This is a genomic window from Lutibacter holmesii (assembly GCF_042679665.1).
Classification (GTDB): domain Bacteria; phylum Bacteroidota; class Bacteroidia; order Flavobacteriales; family Flavobacteriaceae; genus Lutibacter; species Lutibacter holmesii.
Window position 1 is genome coordinate 1,066,717 of the sequence record NZ_JBHTMV010000003.1, and the last position, 17,992, is coordinate 1,084,708.

At 30.3% G+C, this 17,992-nt stretch carries 16 protein-coding genes; 3 read left to right on the forward strand and 13 right to left on the reverse strand.

Annotation, left to right across the window (positions count from 1 at the left end):
* Nucleotides 1-2 precede the first annotated feature (2 nt).
* The 13 genes from ACFQ5N_RS07535 to ACFQ5N_RS07595 all read right to left on the reverse strand — a co-directional run bounded on the left by ACFQ5N_RS07535 (nt 3) and on the right by ACFQ5N_RS07595 (nt 14,384).
* Complete coding sequence (locus tag ACFQ5N_RS07535; RefSeq protein WP_386808876.1) at nt 3-617, reverse strand: acyltransferase; 615 nt, start codon at nt 615-617, stop codon at nt 3-5.
* Complete coding sequence (locus tag ACFQ5N_RS07540) at nt 608-1,822, reverse strand: glycosyltransferase (protein ID WP_386808877.1); 1,215 nt, start codon at nt 1,820-1,822, stop codon at nt 608-610. The genes ACFQ5N_RS07535 and ACFQ5N_RS07540 overlap by 10 nt, the downstream gene beginning before the upstream one ends.
* Entirely contained in the window at nt 1,819-2,973 is a 1,155-nt protein-coding gene (locus ACFQ5N_RS07545; protein WP_386808878.1) for a glycosyltransferase family 4 protein, read from the reverse strand. Before ACFQ5N_RS07545 ends, ACFQ5N_RS07540 begins: the two co-directional genes overlap by 4 nt.
* 15 nt (nt 2,974-2,988) lie before the next feature.
* Nucleotides 2,989-4,068, reverse strand: a complete 1,080-nt coding sequence (locus ACFQ5N_RS07550; RefSeq protein WP_386808879.1) for an acyltransferase family protein — start codon at nt 4,066-4,068, stop codon at nt 2,989-2,991.
* Nucleotides 4,069-4,126: 58 nt separating this feature from the next.
* Nucleotides 4,127-5,311, reverse strand: a complete 1,185-nt coding sequence (locus tag ACFQ5N_RS07555) for a glycosyltransferase (protein WP_386808880.1) — start codon at nt 5,309-5,311, stop codon at nt 4,127-4,129.
* A 54-nt stretch (nt 5,312-5,365) separates the two neighbouring features.
* Nucleotides 5,366-6,307 (reverse strand): phosphoribosyltransferase, encoded by a 942-nt coding sequence (locus tag ACFQ5N_RS07560; protein ID WP_386808881.1) that lies wholly within the window; start codon nt 6,305-6,307, stop codon nt 5,366-5,368.
* 44 nt (nt 6,308-6,351) lie between these two features.
* The gene (locus ACFQ5N_RS07565; protein ID WP_386808882.1) at nt 6,352-7,827 is read right to left on the reverse strand and encodes an O-antigen ligase family protein; all 1,476 of its coding nucleotides are present in this window, start codon (nt 7,825-7,827) and stop codon (nt 6,352-6,354) included.
* Nucleotides 7,828-7,853: 26 nt separating this feature from the next.
* Entirely contained in the window at nt 7,854-9,215 is a 1,362-nt protein-coding gene (locus tag ACFQ5N_RS07570) for a lipopolysaccharide biosynthesis protein (protein WP_386808883.1), read from the reverse strand.
* 6 nt (nt 9,216-9,221) lie between these two features.
* Nucleotides 9,222-11,525, reverse strand: coding sequence for a hypothetical protein (locus ACFQ5N_RS07575; RefSeq protein ID WP_386808884.1), 2,304 nt, complete (start codon nt 11,523-11,525; stop codon nt 9,222-9,224).
* Between the two features lie 70 nt (nt 11,526-11,595).
* On the reverse strand, nt 11,596-12,336 hold the full coding sequence (locus ACFQ5N_RS07580; protein ID WP_386808885.1) for a TolC family protein: 741 nt from the start codon (nt 12,334-12,336) through the stop codon (nt 11,596-11,598).
* A 30-nt stretch (nt 12,337-12,366) separates the two neighbouring features.
* Nucleotides 12,367-13,566 carry a sugar transferase gene (locus tag ACFQ5N_RS07585; protein WP_386808886.1) on the reverse strand — a complete coding sequence of 400 codons (1,200 nt, stop codon included), beginning with the start codon at nt 13,564-13,566 and terminating at the stop codon, nt 12,367-12,369.
* A gap of 44 nt (nt 13,567-13,610) precedes the next feature.
* Nucleotides 13,611-13,997: a response regulator gene (locus ACFQ5N_RS07590; protein WP_386808887.1), complete on the reverse strand. Its 387-nt coding sequence runs from the start codon at nt 13,995-13,997 to the stop codon at nt 13,611-13,613.
* An 18-nt stretch (nt 13,998-14,015) separates the two neighbouring features.
* Nucleotides 14,016-14,384, reverse strand: a complete 369-nt coding sequence (locus ACFQ5N_RS07595) for an Hpt domain-containing protein (RefSeq protein WP_386808888.1) — start codon at nt 14,382-14,384, stop codon at nt 14,016-14,018.
* A 384-nt stretch (nt 14,385-14,768) separates the two neighbouring features.
* Between ACFQ5N_RS07595 and ACFQ5N_RS07600 the strand changes: the two genes are divergently transcribed.
* The 3 genes from ACFQ5N_RS07600 (at nt 14,769) to ACFQ5N_RS07610 (ending at nt 17,990) form a co-directional block, all read left to right on the forward strand.
* The gene (locus ACFQ5N_RS07600; RefSeq protein WP_386808889.1) at nt 14,769-16,115 is read left to right on the forward strand and encodes a sigma-54-dependent transcriptional regulator; all 1,347 of its coding nucleotides are present in this window, start codon (nt 14,769-14,771) and stop codon (nt 16,113-16,115) included.
* A 169-nt stretch (nt 16,116-16,284) separates the two neighbouring features.
* Entirely contained in the window at nt 16,285-17,424 is a 1,140-nt protein-coding gene (locus tag ACFQ5N_RS07605) for an FIST signal transduction protein (RefSeq protein ID WP_386808890.1), read from the forward strand.
* A 23-nt stretch (nt 17,425-17,447) separates the two neighbouring features.
* Nucleotides 17,448-17,990: a heme NO-binding domain-containing protein gene (locus ACFQ5N_RS07610; RefSeq protein ID WP_386808891.1), complete on the forward strand. Its 543-nt coding sequence runs from the start codon at nt 17,448-17,450 to the stop codon at nt 17,988-17,990.
* Nucleotides 17,991-17,992 lie beyond the last annotated feature (2 nt).

A 17,992-nucleotide genomic window follows, 5' to 3' on the forward strand; every position in this document is an offset into this window, starting at 1 on the left:
ATTTATACTTTTTCCCAAAGTTTGGTTTTGGGGTTATACTTTTTTAATACTCTTGCGGGGTTACCAACAGCAACTGAAAAAGAAGGGATGTTTTTTGTAACTACACTTCCTGCTGCAACAATACAATGTTTACCAATGGTAACTCCTGCTAAAACCACAACATTTGCACCAATCCAAGTATCGTCTTCAATTACAATTGGAGCTGTAGAAACCCCTTGTACATGTATTGGTAATGTAACGTCTGTGTAGTTATGGTTTAAACCAGAAAGTGTAATGTTTTGAGCAAGACGAATATCATTTCCAATAGTAACTGGACCTATAATTGTATTGCTTAAACCAATTTTAGTTCTATCTCCAATAATTACGGGTCCAACCCCATTATTAATTGCTGAAAAATCTTCAATGGTTGAATAGTCTCCAAGTTCAAATTTATTCCAAGGCACCACATCCATACGTGTTCTTCGTCGTACACAGGCTCCTTTTCCTTTTTTATGGTAGAAAGGGTTTACAAACCATTTTATCCATAACCTTGGTCTAGTTTGTTTTGGGATAAGAATTGACCAATGTACAAGCTTTTTTAACTTCTCGTTCGACTTTATTTTTTCTTTTAGTCCCATTTTATGCGGTGTTTTGTTGCTTTAATAATAGCATCATAAATTGCACTTACATTATTGGTCCAAGTATGACTTTTTGCAAAATTGATTCTTTTCACTTCTAATTCTGGTGAATTTTCATCCAATGCTTTTTGGGTTAGAGTAACATATTCTTCTTTTGAGGCTCCTAAATAAACGAACTCTTTAAACATTTGCATTGCTATTGTTTGAGTTGCAATTATAGGTTTACCCATTGCTAAATATTCATCAATTTTTCTTGGGTAATTTCCAATTGTTAAGTTGTTTGACAGCTGTGGGTTCATTGCTACATCAAAACCTTTTACATATTCTGGTAATTCTGATTCGTTTTTTCTTCCAAGGAAATATACATTGGATAAGTTGTGTAAATTGGAATTTTTGAAATCTTCATCTTCTGGTCCAACCAATACAATACTCCAATCTTTTCTTTCTGTGGCCATGTGTTCTAGCAATTCAATGTCAAGCCTTAAAGTAGTTAAAGAGCCAACATAACCAATAACAGGTTTAGGAATATTTTTAAATTCATCGGGTATTTTTATGGAATTATCTTCATCATTAAAGTGAGAAACATCACACCCTTGACCAACCATATAACTATGCTTGTTGTATTGTAAACCAAATTCTGAAAAGAATTCAGAGTTTGTTGTAAGAACATCTGCATCTTTCACTACTTCAGGTTCTAAACGTTCGCCATGTTTTTGCCAATATGGTACTTTTACAAGATAATCTCTCATGTAATAAACATATACATCAGGTTGAAGAAATTTTCTTAAATGAAGACCAAGAAACATTGAGCTATCATTAAAAAGAATTATATTTTTAAAGTCTAACCTTTCAATAGCTGATTTAATGTTGTTTGTATATAAGCGAGCATTTCTTTTATTTAAAATTTTAAAAATGCTGTGTGACCCAATCCAATTAATAGATTCTACTAAATTTTTTGGGTAAAGATTCCATAAGTTTGGTGCTAATTCAACTAAATCGGGCTCTAAACCATTCTTTATTTTTATTCTTTTTTGTATACTTTCTTTGTGTTTATCTTTAGTCATTGTAGATCTAACCATTGGCGGATTTACATAAAGAACACGATTGTTTTTAGCAAATTCTAAAGCTATATTTTTACAATTGCTTCCAATTTCTATATCCCAAGCTTGGATACCGACTACTATTATATCTTTTCCTTTAATCATGATGTTGGGTTTTTTATTTCATTATACAATACAAGAACTTGTTTGGCCATATTTTTCCATGAAAAGACTTTACTTCTTTCCAATCCTTTTTTACAAAGCTCTTCTGAATATTCTTTATCTGAAAGAATTTTAATAATTCCTTCAGTAATTTCATTAGGGTTAAAAGGGTTTATAATATGTGCAGCATTTCCTGAAACTTCGGGCATTGAAGATGTATTTGAAGTAATTACAGGAACTCCGCAAGCCATTGCTTCTAGCATAGGAATACCAAAGCTTTCTCTTAATGATGGGTACAAGAAAATAGTACTTAATGAATATATTGCTGGTAAATCTGTATTTACTACATATCCCGTTAAAACTATATGGTTGATAAGTTGTTTGTCTCCAATTTCAGAGAGTAATTTTTGTAATTCCTGAGTGTCGTAATCAAGCATTACCAATTTGTAATTTGATTTACTTTGTTTTAAAAATTCAGAAAAAGCTTTTAAGGTTCCTTTGGTATTTTTTTTAGGGTCTGTATTACCTAAGAAAAAGAAAAAATTATCTGGTAAATGGTATTTTTCTTTTACGCTATTTAGTACTGTTTTATCTAAAATAGGTTTGAAATGTGTACTTACACCATTATAAACAGCCTCTAAACGATTGTCATTTTTAATATTAAAAAAATCAGCAATTCGTTTTTTTTCAAAATGTGAAACAGTTATAATTTTAGCACTGGTTTTAACAACTCTTGGAACAATTAATTTTCTGTAAATATTTCCAAATTTTTGGTAAGTAGTTGCGCTACCGGTTAGTATTTTGGAATAAGAACTCTCCATATAAATAATGTCATGTAAAGTTGTTACTAACGGGATATTAGTAACATACGGAGCTGTATTGCTTGTGCAATGTAATATTTCGCAACCGTATTTTTTTGCAGCTTTTGGTAAGGCAATTTGTTCCCATGTAGGATATGAGCCACCATCTAATTCAATAATTTTAAAATTAGGTGTTTCATTTAAAACCTTATTATCTTCATCGGGCTTTACAAAAATAAAATATTCATTAACCTTATCAATTTCTTGGAGATTTCTGATAAGCTCCAAAGCCACCATATCCATTCCATGTTTTTTCTTCCGAAAAAGTCGTTGTCCTTCTATTCCTATCTTCATAATTAATTAAGTTTTTTACGGTATATTGTTATTAATAGGTTTAATGAATAAGTATTTTTTAATACGTTCATATATTATGGCTTCTATCAAGTATGAGAAAAGAATCATTAAAATAATATAAAGTCCATATTCAATTATTGTGTTATTAATGAAATTTAAATAAGTTGCCTTTACCACCAGATAGTGGTGAGAAATGTAAATAACATAGGAGCAAGGTGCTAAATATTTAAAAACTCCAAACAAGGTATTGAAGCCAAACCAATTCAAATTTTTCCAGGTAATTGCTGTAAAAAGTAGCATAATTGTGAAAACAAAATGTCTAAGTTCAATAAACGGAAAGGCTACAAGTGGGTAACTATATATTTTTGTGTAGTTGAAATTTAAATAAAAATTTAGGGCTAAAATTAAAGTTACCGTAATAAGTACCGCAGCATACGGTAGCATTGCTTTATATGTGATGCTATTTCCTTTTAAGTATAAGTCAGCAAAACGTGCTCCTGTCCACCAAATAGCAAAATACATTACTATTCTATTTACAATAAAAGGGTAGAAGAGGTATGAAATAGCACTAATAATAACAGTTATGTTAATCCATTTATTAAGGTTTTTATTGTTAATATAAACTGTTGCTATAAAAAAGAACATATAAAACCACCATTCATAAGATAGCGACCATAAAACGCCATTTCCCATATACGGAGGAGCAATTACATTTGGTTTTTGTGAAATTACATCTTGAAGCATAAATAAATTTGATAATAAATAACTCCATTCTGGATTGGCGAGTGCACCTTCACTGTATGATTTAATAAGGTAACCTAAAATAAATATAAAAATTAAGGGAATATAAAGTCTTATGAATCTTCTTTTAAAATAGTTTTTGAAAGATTTATCGTTAGATTTTTCAAAAGAATATTTTATAACAAACCCACTTAATACAAAAAAAACTATTACAGCTTCAGACCCAAATCTAAAAAGAACGCCTACATTAATTCCTAACAAATTAATTTGTTGAGGAAATGTATGAAATAGTACCACATACAATGCGGCAAATCCACGAAGAGCTTCTAATTTTTCAAATTTGTTTTTATGCATTAATTAATGTTTTGGGGGAACTGTTAATTTAGCTTTATTTAATATGTTACTTATGTTTTTAAGTGTTAGAACTGTGTTTAGTATGAATAAATTTTTTGTTAGCTCCTTTAATTTTAAGTAAAGATAACAGCATCATAAACATACCTTTTGGTAGGTTAGCTACTGCTTTTAAGGTTTTTACAGAATACAAACTTCTTGGTATAGAAAATAGAAAAGATAGAATGCAAGCCGTAGCAACAATAAGCCAACTTAACGAAAAAACTGTTTCATTTTCTAACACATAATTTGTAATTATAAAAATAGAGCCAAAAAGCATTACACTTCCTAACAACAGTACTCTTGGTGGTTGAATAAATTGTATTGCTTTGTCAAAATAATCTACATTTCCTTTTAAGAAAAGGTGCTTTAAAGCACTAAAAAAGTCTTTTCTAAAATAGTGTAATTGCGCAGATAACCAGCGTCTTCGTTGGTTTCCAAAAACTTCAGCTTTTTGAATTTTTTCATCGTACACCATAGCATCATTAAGGTACGCTATTTTATAACCATCTTTTAGCATTTTCAATTCAATCTCTTTGTCAAAACCACCTACAGCTTTCACTGTTGACATTAATGATTTAAAAAAATCATACTTAAATGCCATTCCTGAACCTATGATGGCTGATGAAAGACCTAAAACAATGTGTCCTTTTCTAAAAATATGGTTGTTTATCTCTTCGCTCACAGCATCTAAAATAGCCCAAGAATTATTTGTGTTTTTCGCGGTTCTATGTCCTTGCACAGCAATATGTTCTTCTTCAAAAGAGGCGTTTATTTTTTTTAAAAAATTAGCTTCCATTAAATTATCAGCATCTAAAATAACTGCAATATCATATTGGTCAGTTAGTGCGGCCATTGCTTTGTTTAAAGCTTTAGATTTTGTGCTTTTTTCAAAACTTACTTCTATTAATCTAAGGGGTAACGTTTTTAATTCTGTAAGTGTTTCTTCTAAAAAAGAATCTGCAATAATCACAACATCGTAAAGATTAGAAGGGTAGTTTTGCTTTAAAGCCGAATTGGCAACTTCTATAATAACTTCATCTTCCTTATATCCTGGAATAAGTACGGCAATTTTTTTAAGATTTTCAGTTTGTTTGTATGCTCGCTGTTTGTAAAATAAACCAGCGATTGAAAACACGAAAATATATAGGGTAGCCAATCCTGTTAGAATTAAGATAATTAGTTGGACTGTGTTAAATATTAGCATGCTATGATTGTTTTTTAGTTGATTGAAATTTAGCTTGTTATCCTAAATATGGGGTTACTTTTTAAGTTCTCTTAACTTATCACGAACTTTTAGCGCATATTTTCTTAAGAAAGGCATGTGTTTTCCACTTTTAAGATTGTATAAGAAAGATTCAGAGTCATAAATCATTTCAAAATTTGCCGTACATAACACAGGTTTTTTAGTTATCTGATTTATTTGTATAGCTTGCGTAATTTCGCTTTCAACAAATAGTACATAAGGTTTAGCCATATAAGCTTTTGCTTTGTGACCTCCGTGATTATTTGCTTTTTGTCTGGCTTTCATATCTGGTAAATCTAACATTACAAGATCGTTGTATTTTATGTTGTTTGCTTTTAGCCAGGTTTCTGTTTCTTTTCGGTATTTTTCTAAACGAGAAGTTACAATAGTTCCTATTTTACTGCCAGGAATGAATAATGGCGGAGCATTTAAAATAAAATCAATATACTTTTCACCATCGTCGTTTTGTTCTGGTAAAGGATCAGGGCATAAAACTCCATCAATATCAAAACAAGCTTTTTCTAAAGTTGTATGGTTCATAATATTCCATTGAAAATATCTTGGTAGTGGTACCATTTCAAAATGATAGTTAACCATTTTTTCTTTTCCAGGAATTATATAAATAGCACAATATTTAATGTCGAATTTAGATTCTAAGTGTTTTAGTGTTTCTTTACATTCTGTCATTGCTGATCCAGATGCAATACTGTCATCTACCACTAGTACTTTTTTAAAGCCATTTCCATCAAAAAATTGACTTCGTGCACCGGCCTTATATATGTGGCCATTTAAAAATGAGTGAATATCAGTATAAGGTTTATTAAGATATAATGATAATAAGTTTGCTGGTAGCATACCGCTTCTTGGAACTCCTACAATTAAATCGAAATCGCGGGGAATGATACTAAGTTTTTCAAGTATTACATTGTTTAGTTCTCTAATATTTCTATAATTCATAAGGGTTGTTTTTATATTTTATAAATCTTTTTATTATTCTAATATTACTGTTCTATTAATTGTTGCTTTGTGTTTTGTTCAGGAGTATCAAAAACTTCTGAATTTAATATAATTGCCATGGACGCATAAAATAATAATGCTGTAGGCATTCCACCTAAAATTGCATTTCCATAAGAGGCAATCATAACACCCGCCATTCCTGAAATTAAAGCTGACATTTTTAATTTTGTAATGGGGTCTCTAATTTTAAAAAAGACCATATATGATGCTTTTCCCATTACATAAAACAAAATCATTAAGTGTAATGTTAATCCAATAATTCCGGTTTCAACCCAAATTAAAACATACCAACTATCTGTTGCTACTTGTGAAAGAAATGCGTTGGGTAAAAATCGTTGTGCTTTTACACCTCCGTGTCCAACACCACCACCAAATGGTCTTGAAGCAAGATATCCTTTTAATATTTTTTGATTGTCTAAACGTACTTGTAATGATTTGTTATTAGGATCAAAAGCACCACGCATTCTTCTAATTTGAGCATTCCCATTGGCGATTGTGGTGTACTTAAAAAATACAAATAGAAGTAGAATACCTGTGATGCCAACTGTAAGAATTTTAATGTTTTTGCTTAGTACAAAATATGTCATAAAACCAACTACAGGCACACTAATGGCTCCTCTTGTTCCTGAGATCATCATCCCATAAAAACCTAACACGCCAACAGCAATGAAAAATAGTTTTGAGAGCCCTTTTTTAGTCATTGAGAAAATAATGAAGACAACACCAGCGTACCCTTGATTTGCTCCAAATTGTCCTGCATCACTAAAAAAAGAGAAAATTCTTAATTTTCCAAAAAGGACGTGTGTTTCTGCTCCACCACCGTCTAACCAAGCTTGTTCTGCAGCATCTACACCAAAAAGAAGCTGAATAGTTCCTTTTAAAGTTGCAAGAATTGAAAAAGCTCCCCATACATATAAAAAGTAATCTAGTTTTTTATTTGTATTAATAAGCATTAATGTAAGCGGAACTAGCAAAAAGAAATAAAACCCTAAACCTCTACCAGAAATCCAGGCAGCCATGCTGCGTGCTTCAGGATTTACAATTTGAAAAACAATATACATTAACCAAATAGCGGCTAAATAAGTAATATCTTTATTTGCTGGCGACCAATCAATCCTTTCTTTAAATCTTGAAAAAAATAATGCTAAATAGGTTAAAATAAAAATACCATCTATTCCAAATCCAAGAGGTAATCCTTTTACATATCTTCCTAAACCAAGTAATACAAAATTAAGTGCTATTGCCGTAAAAAAACCTATAATAGGATTTTTGAATAAAACATAGCCATAAACACAAGCACCAAACAAAGCTAATAAAAGACCAACTCCTACAACCTGCATTTTGGCTAATATTATGGCAAATAAACCTACAACAACAAATAACAATATAATAGCTCTCGGGTTGGCTAAATTGCCAGAACCTGAGTGATTATTAAATGGATTTGAGTTGCTTTTTATCATTAATATTCTTGTTTAATTAGTGGTTATTAACTTGCGTAACTTTTCTTGATTGCTTTATTATATAAATCGGCGTAAAAACGGATGCCGCTCGAGAATATTTTTCGGTAGGATAATGTTAATTCTTTATTTAAAAAGTACATACCCATCCAAATACCAACTAATGTGAAAAATATAGATGCAACAGCTACAAGTAACAATGATTTGAATATGAAAATGGCAATAAGATCTCCAACAACATTTGCTATTACCATTAAAAATACTTTTAGGGCATTAATATTTGGTTTATTAATACTGTCTAAACCAATTCCTGTCATACGATCAATAGGTAATAATAATCCGTAGATTGAAAATACGCGTACAATATTTACTACATTAAATCCTGTAACTGGATCTGTCTTTAAATATTGATCACCTGAAAGTATAAATACAAAAAATTCAGCAAAAACAAAGGTGAATAAACTAATACCAACAAATAAGTAAGTAAGCGCTCCTGCATAAGTGTAAAATAAATCCTTTACTTCAGAAATCTTATTGTGAACACTTGCTTTTGACATTTTTGGAAATGCAGTAGCTACAAAACTACGCAGTGGAATTTGTTGTAATTCAGTTAATTTTAATGGGATACTATACAAGGCAACAGCTGCATTTCCCATAGGACTTAAACTTATAATTAGTACATCTGCGCTTCGTAATAAATTACTTCCTATAAGAGTAAATGTTGTATATTTTCCAAAGTTTAATAATGTTTTATTTGTTTCTGCAGAAGCACTAATAATATGTTTCGTTCCGTCCCAGCCTAAAATAATTGTTGTAAGTGATGTAGTAGCATTAATAAATAACATTGCTAAAACCAATTGTGTAAGTGACAATTCAAAAAAATAAAAATGAGCTACTATCACTAAAAAGAAGGCTCCACTATTCATAGCTTTAATAGCTAAAATTTTGGCATATTTTCTATCTGCTTGCAAAACCACTAGGGCGTTGTTCCAAGGTAAATTTAGAAATGCTAATAATGGATACCAAGTAAAAAACAAATTATACCCTGAATTACCAATGGCTTCACTAAAAAAGTTGTTGCAAATTATTAATAAGAAAGCAATAAATGTAGTGGCACCTAAACCTATTAATGCATTTGAACCTATTAGTTTTACTCTTGAGCTATCATCAGCGCCTGATAAATAACGAATTAGGCCAGTATTTGTAATTCCAAATCGAAACATTTCAACAAAAGAACCTGCTGAAATAAATAGTACCCATTCTCCAAAAATATCTAAAGATAAACTTCTTGCAAGTAATGCAAATCCAACCAATCCAAGAACTGCTATTACAACATTTCCTGTTAGGGATAAGAAATTATCTTCACGGATTATTTGTTTAAGTTTTTCCATTGATTATTACAATTGGTTTTTAGAAAAGAATTGAAATTTAAACATGTTTTTCACCTTCTTTCTAAATTGGCTTCGTTTTTTTGGTAAATCGCCTAATAGTGATTCTACCTCTTTTAATTCTACCCCGTTCACAATAAATTTCATTTTTTCACCAGAAAGTGGTAACAGGTTATTTAATGCGGTTTGGTCAGCTTCAGCCCATAATCTATTTGATCTGCAAACTAAAATATCAATATCTGAATTTGCGAATAACTCTGCAGGATGATTGTTGTAAATTAATGCAGGTAATTCTATAATTACATAGTCAGGTGTATAATTAAGCTTAATGTTGTTAAGGTTAAGAATATCTATGTAATTTTTTGCTTTATAAAATTGCTTGTCTATTGTATATGTATGATATTCAGAAGCATCTAAATATGTTGAAGGGTTTGCCAAAAAAGGATTGTCAAAATCAATCCTTGGATCTTGATTGCCTAAAATTTTATCAATTATTGAGTATTTTCGTTGAACATTTATAGGCTGTTCTTCATTATTGTAGTTTAGTACTAAAACATTTTTACCATTTTCCTTCAATCCTTTCGCAATATTACCCGCTAATACAGTTTTTCCTTCCATTTTTTGTGTACTAAAGCATAAAATGGTTTTTGTATTATTTTCTGAATGTTGAGTTGTTAGTGACTGTATAATGTTTTGCGTTATTATTTCTACTAAACGTTGGTGTATATATTTAGGATTTATAGTACTTGGGTTTAGTAGTATTTTAGGAATCATTCCTAAAGGTTTTAGTTTTAAAATTTCGCTTGCTTTTTTTGCGTTTTTTAAAGTATCATCAAAATACTCCATAACCAAAATTATACCTAAAATTAAGATGCCTCCAAGTAATGCGGCGGCAATAATAAGTATTTTTCGTTTTGTAGGTATTGGTGTTAAAGGATAAAAAGGTGGATCAATTGTTTTCAAATTTGCAGACATTTCACTGTCTTGCAACTTAAGTTTGGCTAAGTTTAATCCGTGAAGAATTTCTAAATATCCTTGTTCTGAAACTGATATTTCACGTTCAATTCTTTTTATATTAGCTCCTGCTGGTGCATATATTTCATATTGTTCTTGAAAATCTTTATTTCGCTGATCCATTACTTGAATTTCAGCTTTTAGGTTTTCAGATTGTACAACTGTGTTCATCCAGTCAGGAAGTACTTTGCTTGTTGGTACTCCGTCAAGTGTATTTTGATATCTATACAATTCATCAACACCAGCTCGTATTTCGTTTGTAAGGTTTTCTGCCTGCTTTTTTAAATCATAAATTCTAGCGATACTTTCTTCATCATTGTTTGATTCTGCTTCAGAAATGGCAATCTCATAATTAAGTTCGCCTAACTTTTCCTTTTTTTCAAGAACAAGAGTGCTTTTAGTTTGTATTTGGTCTTGAATATTCAGTTTTTCTTCAAGTCTTTTGGTTGCTGCTTTTACACCAGCTAATTCAGCCTTTTTGTTGTTGTAAGCAACTTCCATATCTTCTTTTACAACTGCTACTGCTTTACTTTGTTCGTAGTAGTTTATAATGTTGTACGATTTGTTAAACTCGAGCAGTTTACTTTCTGCTTGTTTTAACTTTTCACGTGAAAGTTCAAGTTGAGATTCAAAATATTTAACAACCGAGCCTGATCTGTTTTCTTTAATGTTTTTATAATTTTTTATACAAACTTCATTGTAAATAGCAAGTGTTTGCTGGCAAATACCAGGGTCATTTACGGTGTAGCTAAGTTTTATTAAATCACTACTTGAAATTCTCATTGCTTTTATTGATGATATTGCTTTAAGAGAATAATGTTCATCTTCGTAATTTAATAATTCATATACAAAGTTGGTATTGCTACTATTCATTAAATCAGTAAGATTTTTTACCGTTTTTTCGTAACTTTCTCTATTTATTTCTGAAGGAAAAAGTACTTCTGTAGCAACATCATTTTTGTTGTTTTCTTGGTTGGTTGAATTTGTATCTACATATTCATACAGTTCACTTGGAATTTTATTTTTTAATTCTTCAAATAATTTTTGAGATATAAATTTTGGGTTTGCCTTAGGTAACATTAAATGTTGACTTAACAGTCTAATGGCTACTTCTTCTTGAGTTTCTCTTGAATTTATTATGTTTATTAAATTGTCAAATGCTGTATTTGTAGCATAATAATTGAAAGCCTTATCCATTTCAATTGAGGATCCTGATGCAAGACCGGTGTATAAAATAGATTGCGATGAATATTCAAGGCTAGGTTTGCTTGTAAGTAACAAAACTAATAATGCAAGCATTAAAGGCACAATTATTAATAGCCTTAAGTGTTTTAATATTAATCTTATGAGTTCAATTATTGTCATTTTTCTAATTTGAATTAGTTTTACCTATTGTAAATCCAATAGTATTTTCTAGTAATTTTTTTGCTAAAAAAAAGTCAGATTTTGCAGTTTCATATTCCACTTCAATTTTAGAAGTTATATCCGAAATACGAACATATTCTGAAACGGCAATTACTCCATTTCTAAATTCTTTTTCCACCATTTCCATATTTACTCTTGCATTACCAAGATTATGAGATTTTATGTTGAGCAATTTTTGTTTTAGAATAGCTTCTTGATATTGTTTTATAACCAACTCTCGGATTTCATTTTTTTGACTTTCAGCCATGTTTTTAGCTTGATCTACTTCTAATTCAGCTTGTTTAATTTGGGCTTTCCTATTAATAATGTCAAAAATGGGAAACTTCATATATACACCAGCGCCATAATTTAATTGGGTGGTAGAAGTAGATAATAAATTGCTGTCTTCAGCTTCAATACTATATGAGCTGTTATTTATGTTTCCGTATGTAAAATCAGCCTGTAAACCAAAGTTGCGTGTCCAATAATTGCGTTCAGATTTCACTAAAGATTCTTTCGCTTCCATTGTAGATATTCTAAACTTAACAGCAGGATTGTTTTTTATTGCCGCTTCAATTAATTCTTCTAGAGGAGGAAAAAGTATTTCTCTAGGTTTACTTTTTATTTCGCTAGTTTGAGCTGTAGTAACTTGAATGAGACAAAAGTTAATTATGATAAAAAAAATAATTTTAGAAATGTTTTTCATTATGTAATAATCCTAAATATTTTGTTTTAATTATACTGAGCTTTTTTGAAAAAGAGCAGGTATCGTTCTTAATATTAGTTTAATGTCGTACCAAAAGGAAAAATTACCATCCTTAAAGTGATCAGCGTATTCATTGTCTAAGCGTTTTCTTTCATCTTCAGACATGTCACCACCTTTCCCTCTTAATTCAACTTGCCATAAACCAGTAATACCAGCAGGAGCTAAAAAACGTTTAGATAAAGTGTCGGCTGTTAATAATTCAGCTTCATATACCGGTAAAGGTCTATTTCCTACTATAGACATATCGCCTTTTAGTACATTAATAAGTTGAGGTAATTCATCAATACTTGTGTTTCTTATAAATTTCCCCACTTTAGTGACTCTTGGGTCATCAACAATTTTTACAAATGTAGAGTCGCTTTTTGCAGCTTCAGCTTTTTGATGATTGTGCCAATAGTCGCAAATATGATGCGTGTCTACATACATCATAGGAGAACATGTTTCTCCTTCAGGTAAAGCACTACATCTAGGGCAAGGAACATCTAGCGGATTTTTTTCTTGTACAGCTCCCGTATTATATTGATTTTTTTCTTTAGCTAGTTTTTTTAATAACTCATCAGAACCAGTACGCATAGAGCGAAGTTTGTAAAAATCAAAAGTTTTACGACCAACTCTTTTAGCAATGTAATATACTTTTCCTTTAGATTCTAATCTAATAGCTATAATAATAAGTAATAAAAAAGGAGAGGCAAATAAAAGCACTGATCCGGCTACAAAAATATCGAACAGTCGTTTTGTAAACGGCATATGGTAGTTGTCGCTTTTCTGAATAGGTAACTCAGAAGGTGTAGTTTTACTTTTGAATTTCTGAAGAAATTGTATTCTTGTTAAAAGATTTTCTGAAAGGTTTGGAGAAATTACATAAAAATCATCAACACGCTTTTTAAATGCTTCTTTGTACAAGTCAACACTAAACTCTTTTGTTAGTAAAATAAAAGCGGTGGTGTTAAATTCACTACGTTCTCTTACCCAATCAAATAAAAATAAACCATTACTACCTGTTAAATTATAGTCGCAGATAATGGCAGTTGGTTTATTGTTTGAATTAAGAAAGTTTACAGCAGCTAAGTTGTTATTTACAATAGTTAAAGAAACATTTTCTTGCAGGCCTAGCTGTTTTAATACTTCTTCTTCGTTCCCAATGTATAATATATTTAAAGTAGAGCTCATAATTGTTTTTAGGGATTATTTAATGCAATGTTTTAATCACTCAATTACCATTCTATGGCATAATGAATAGGGAAAAGATTTTTTTTAACCAATTCTTCTAGTTCTTCAGGATTAAAAGGTTTAGTTAGGTAATCTTGTGCGCCTAACTGATAGCACTTAATACGTTCTTTACTTTCAGCTCTGGCTGATAACATTAGAACAGGTGTGTGTTTTGTAAAACCTCTTTTTCTAACATTTGTTAAAAATTCGTAACCATCCATTTTTGTCATTTGAATATCACTAATAATCAAGTCAGGAAGGTTACCTTCTAGCCATTCAAGTGCATCTGCACCATTGTTTAAAGACACTACATCGTAGTCTTGTGAAAGAAAATTCTCTAACAAAAGACAAATACTCATTTCGTCGTCTACTACTAATATTTTTTTCTTCATGTTTTAGGTATTGTTTTATTAAAAGTCATTGTTTAATTGATCAATAACTTTAGTTGTTAATTTTGTAAAATTATTTAAGTGTGTTTCTAATGTTGTTATGTCAAAATCTGTCAATAATAATGCATCTATTAGAAGTAATTCTTTTTGTAATTTTTCAACTCCAAAATATGTAAGTGTAGGTTTAACTTTGTGTGTGAGTTTTTTTATAGTTAAGAAATCTTTTTCTGAAAAAGCGGTATTAATATCTGCGACAGATTGAGAAATTTCACTGGTAAAAACTTTCACCATTTTCGCTACTTGTTCTTGGTTGCCTCTACACATGGTGTCAATTAAAGATAAATTGTATAGTTTGCTAGCGGGAAGTTCGGAATTTGGAGTAAACAGCATGTTTTTTAGTATGAATGGTTGGTTGCAATAAATATACGACTTTTGTGTTAAAATTTTAGTAAAAATTATAAATTTTAACCGGTTGGTTTTTAAGTTTTTGATAAATAATGTTTTAGCTGTTAAAATCTGTATTTTCAGCTAAATATTTAATAAGTGTGTGAAAAGTGTTAAAATAAGTGTTTCTAGGGAGAGAGATTTATATAGTTACATGGAAAAAAATGAAATGTTGTTTATGTAATTGTGTTTGAAATAAAGTTTTTATAATTTAAAATCTCTTTATTTTTTAGAGGTGATTTCAGTCTATATTTTGGAAAAAAATCTTTATATTGCAATAGTATTTTGAATTGTTCTCTTTACAAAATTGCTAAAGTTTATTAAAATTTTATGGGTAGTTACACTATTTTTATTGTAGAAGATGATCCTTGGTATGGAGAAATATTGAAGCATCATTTGAGTTTGAATCCAGATTATAAAGTTACTCTTTTTACAACAGGTAAAGAATTACTTTCAAAAATGTGGCCACAACCCGATTTAATTTCCTTAGATTTTTCGTTACCTGATATTACTGGAGATAAGTTGCTAAAGAAATTACAAGAAATAAACCCATCTATTCCTGTGATTATGATTAGTGGTCAAGAAGATGTTTCTGTTGCGGTTAATATGCTTAAAATGGGTGTAAGTGATTACTTAATTAAAGATGATTCAACCAAAGATTTATTATGGAATAGTATTTTACGTATACGTGAAACGCAAACTTTAAAAAAAGAAGTTGAGCATTTACGTGAAGAGTTAGGTCAAAAATATTCATTTGATAAATCAATTGTAGGGCAAAGCACTGTTATGAAACGTGTTTTTACAATGATGGAAAAAGCCTTAAAAACAAATATAAATATTTCTATTACAGGTGAAACAGGTACTGGTAAAGAGTTAGTAGCAAAAGCAATTCATTATAATAGTTCTAGAAAAAAAAATAATTTTGTAGCAGTTAATATGGCTGCAATTCCTGATGGATTGATTGAAAGTACGCTGTTTGGACACGAAAAAGGTGCTTTTACTGGGGCGGTTTCTCGTCAAATAGGGAAATTTGAAGAAGCGAGTGGTGGAACATTATTTTTAGATGAAATTGCAGAGTTAGATTTGAGTTTGCAATCTAAATTATTGAGAGTTCTTCAAGAAAGAGAATTAACGAGGGTTGGAGGAAATGAGAATATTAAATTAGATGTTAGATTAATTGTTGCAACACATAATAACTTAGTTGAAGAAGTTAGAAAAGGTGCTTTTAGAGAAGATCTATTTTTTAGAATTATGGGGTTACCAATTGAATTGCCACCATTGCGCGATAGAGGAAATGATATTTTAATTCTTTCAAAGTATTTTTTAAATGAATTTTCAAAAGAAAATAATATGGGAGTTATTCGTTTTTCTAAAGAAGCAAAAGAAAAATTAATGCAATATTATTTTCCGGGAAATGTAAGAGAATTAAGAGCAATGGTTGAGTTAGCGGCAGTTATTTGCGAGAATAATGAAATAACGGAAAATGACATTTCATATACGCCAACAAAAAATGGCGAAATTTTCCTAACTAAGAAAAAAACTTTAAGGCAGCATACTTGTGATATTGTGAAATATTATTTAGGTAAACATGATAATGATGTTATTGAAACTGCTAAAGTTTTAGATATAGGAAAAAGTACAATTTATAAAATGCTAAAAGATGGAGAATTGGAGTAAGAAACCTGTTTTCCATAATTTGGAAATATTTCTAAAAATTGGAGTTTACTTTAGTTGAGTTTGAGTTTAATTTACTGATAATAAATATGTTAGAGTTTATTTATTGTTTGGTATAATTTTAACTATATAATTTAATTAATGAGAAACCCATTTTTTAAATAAAATAACTATGAATACATTGCTTTATAAGTTTTCAGAAAACAATTGGTCAAAAAATACAGAAAGTCAATCATTAGAAGATGAAAAGGCTGAACTAGTTTTGTGTTTTGGCTCTAAAGCAATGCTAGAAATAAACAATATTTATTCAATTGTTAAATCTAAATTTCCAGCTGCAATTGTTTCAATGTGTAGTACTTCAGGTGAAATTTATCAAGAAAATGTTTACGATAATTCATTGGTGGCAGTTGCAATGCGTTTTGATAAAACAAAAATTGAGGCTACAACAGTTAATATTAAAAATTTTGATACAAGTTTTAATGCTGGTATTGGTTTGGTAAAAAAAATATCAAAAGAAAATTTAAAGTATTTAATGGTTTTTTCAGACGGTAGTTTAGTAAATGGTAGTGAGCTTGTGAAAGGTTTGTCAACTCAAGTTCATAAAGATGTGTTAATTACTGGTGGGCTTGCTGGTGATGGGGCAAATTTTAAATCTACTCTTTTGGGACTTAATGAGCAACCTAAAGAAGGTGAAATTATAGCAATAGGGTTTTATGGGGAAAGTTTAACGGTAGAACACGGATCTCAAGGAGGTTGGGATATTTTTGGGCTGGAAAAAAGAATTACAAAATCTACAGATAATATTTTGTATGAGTTAGGGCATCAAAATGCATTAGAGTTGTATAAAAAATATTTGGGACCTGAGGCTAAAAATTTACCAGGAGCTGCACTATTGTACCCTTTATCAGTTGTTATTCCGGGAGCTACTAAACCAATTGTACGTACTATTTTATCAATTAATGAAGAAGAGAAAAGTATGACTTTTGCAGGTGATGTTCCGGTAGGTTCACAAGTGAGATTTATGAAATCTAACTTTACAAAATTAACAAAAGCAGCGTCTGAAGCCGCAAGTCAAACTTCAAATAAACAAAATGAGCAACCAGATTTAGCAATTTTAATTAGTTGTGTTGGTCGTAAATTGGTGTTAGGAGAAAAAATAGATGAAGAAGTGAAAGCTGTAGCTAAAACCTTTAACAATAAAACAGTAATGGCAGGATTTTATTCATATGGTGAAATTACACCTTTTAATGAAGGAGGAGACTGTCAATTACATAACCAAACAATGACAATTACCTCGTTTTATGAGGATTAATAATAACTTAAATTTAATAAACTATGTACGGTATTGTAAATAAAGCTATTCAGGACCTTGTTACCGAAACTTTTGGAGAGGATAAATGGGAGGCAGTAAAAGAAAAAAGTGGAGTTGATGTTGATTTTTTCTTAAGTAATGAACCTTATGAAGATAGTATAACTTATGAGTTAGTTGGAGCAGCATCAGAAGTATTAGGTATTTCAGCAGGAGATGTTTTACAAGCTTTTGGTGAATGGTGGGTGCTTAAAACAGGTAAAGAAAAGTATGGTGGTTTAATGGAGTCTGGTGGAAACAATTTAAAAGAGTTTTTAGTAAACTTACCGCTATTTCACAACCGAATTATGTTGATGTATCCTAAATTAACACCACCAGAATTTAAGGTTAGCGACATTGAGGAAAGTTCAATTCATGTTCATTATCACTCTGAAAGAGAAGGGTTACAAGAGTTTGTAAGAGGATTAATGAGCGGGTTAGGTAAAATGTATGAAGTTGATGTGAATGTTGAATTGTTGCAGAGTAGAAGTGATGGTAGTAGCCATGAGATATTTAAAGTAAGCTGGTAAAA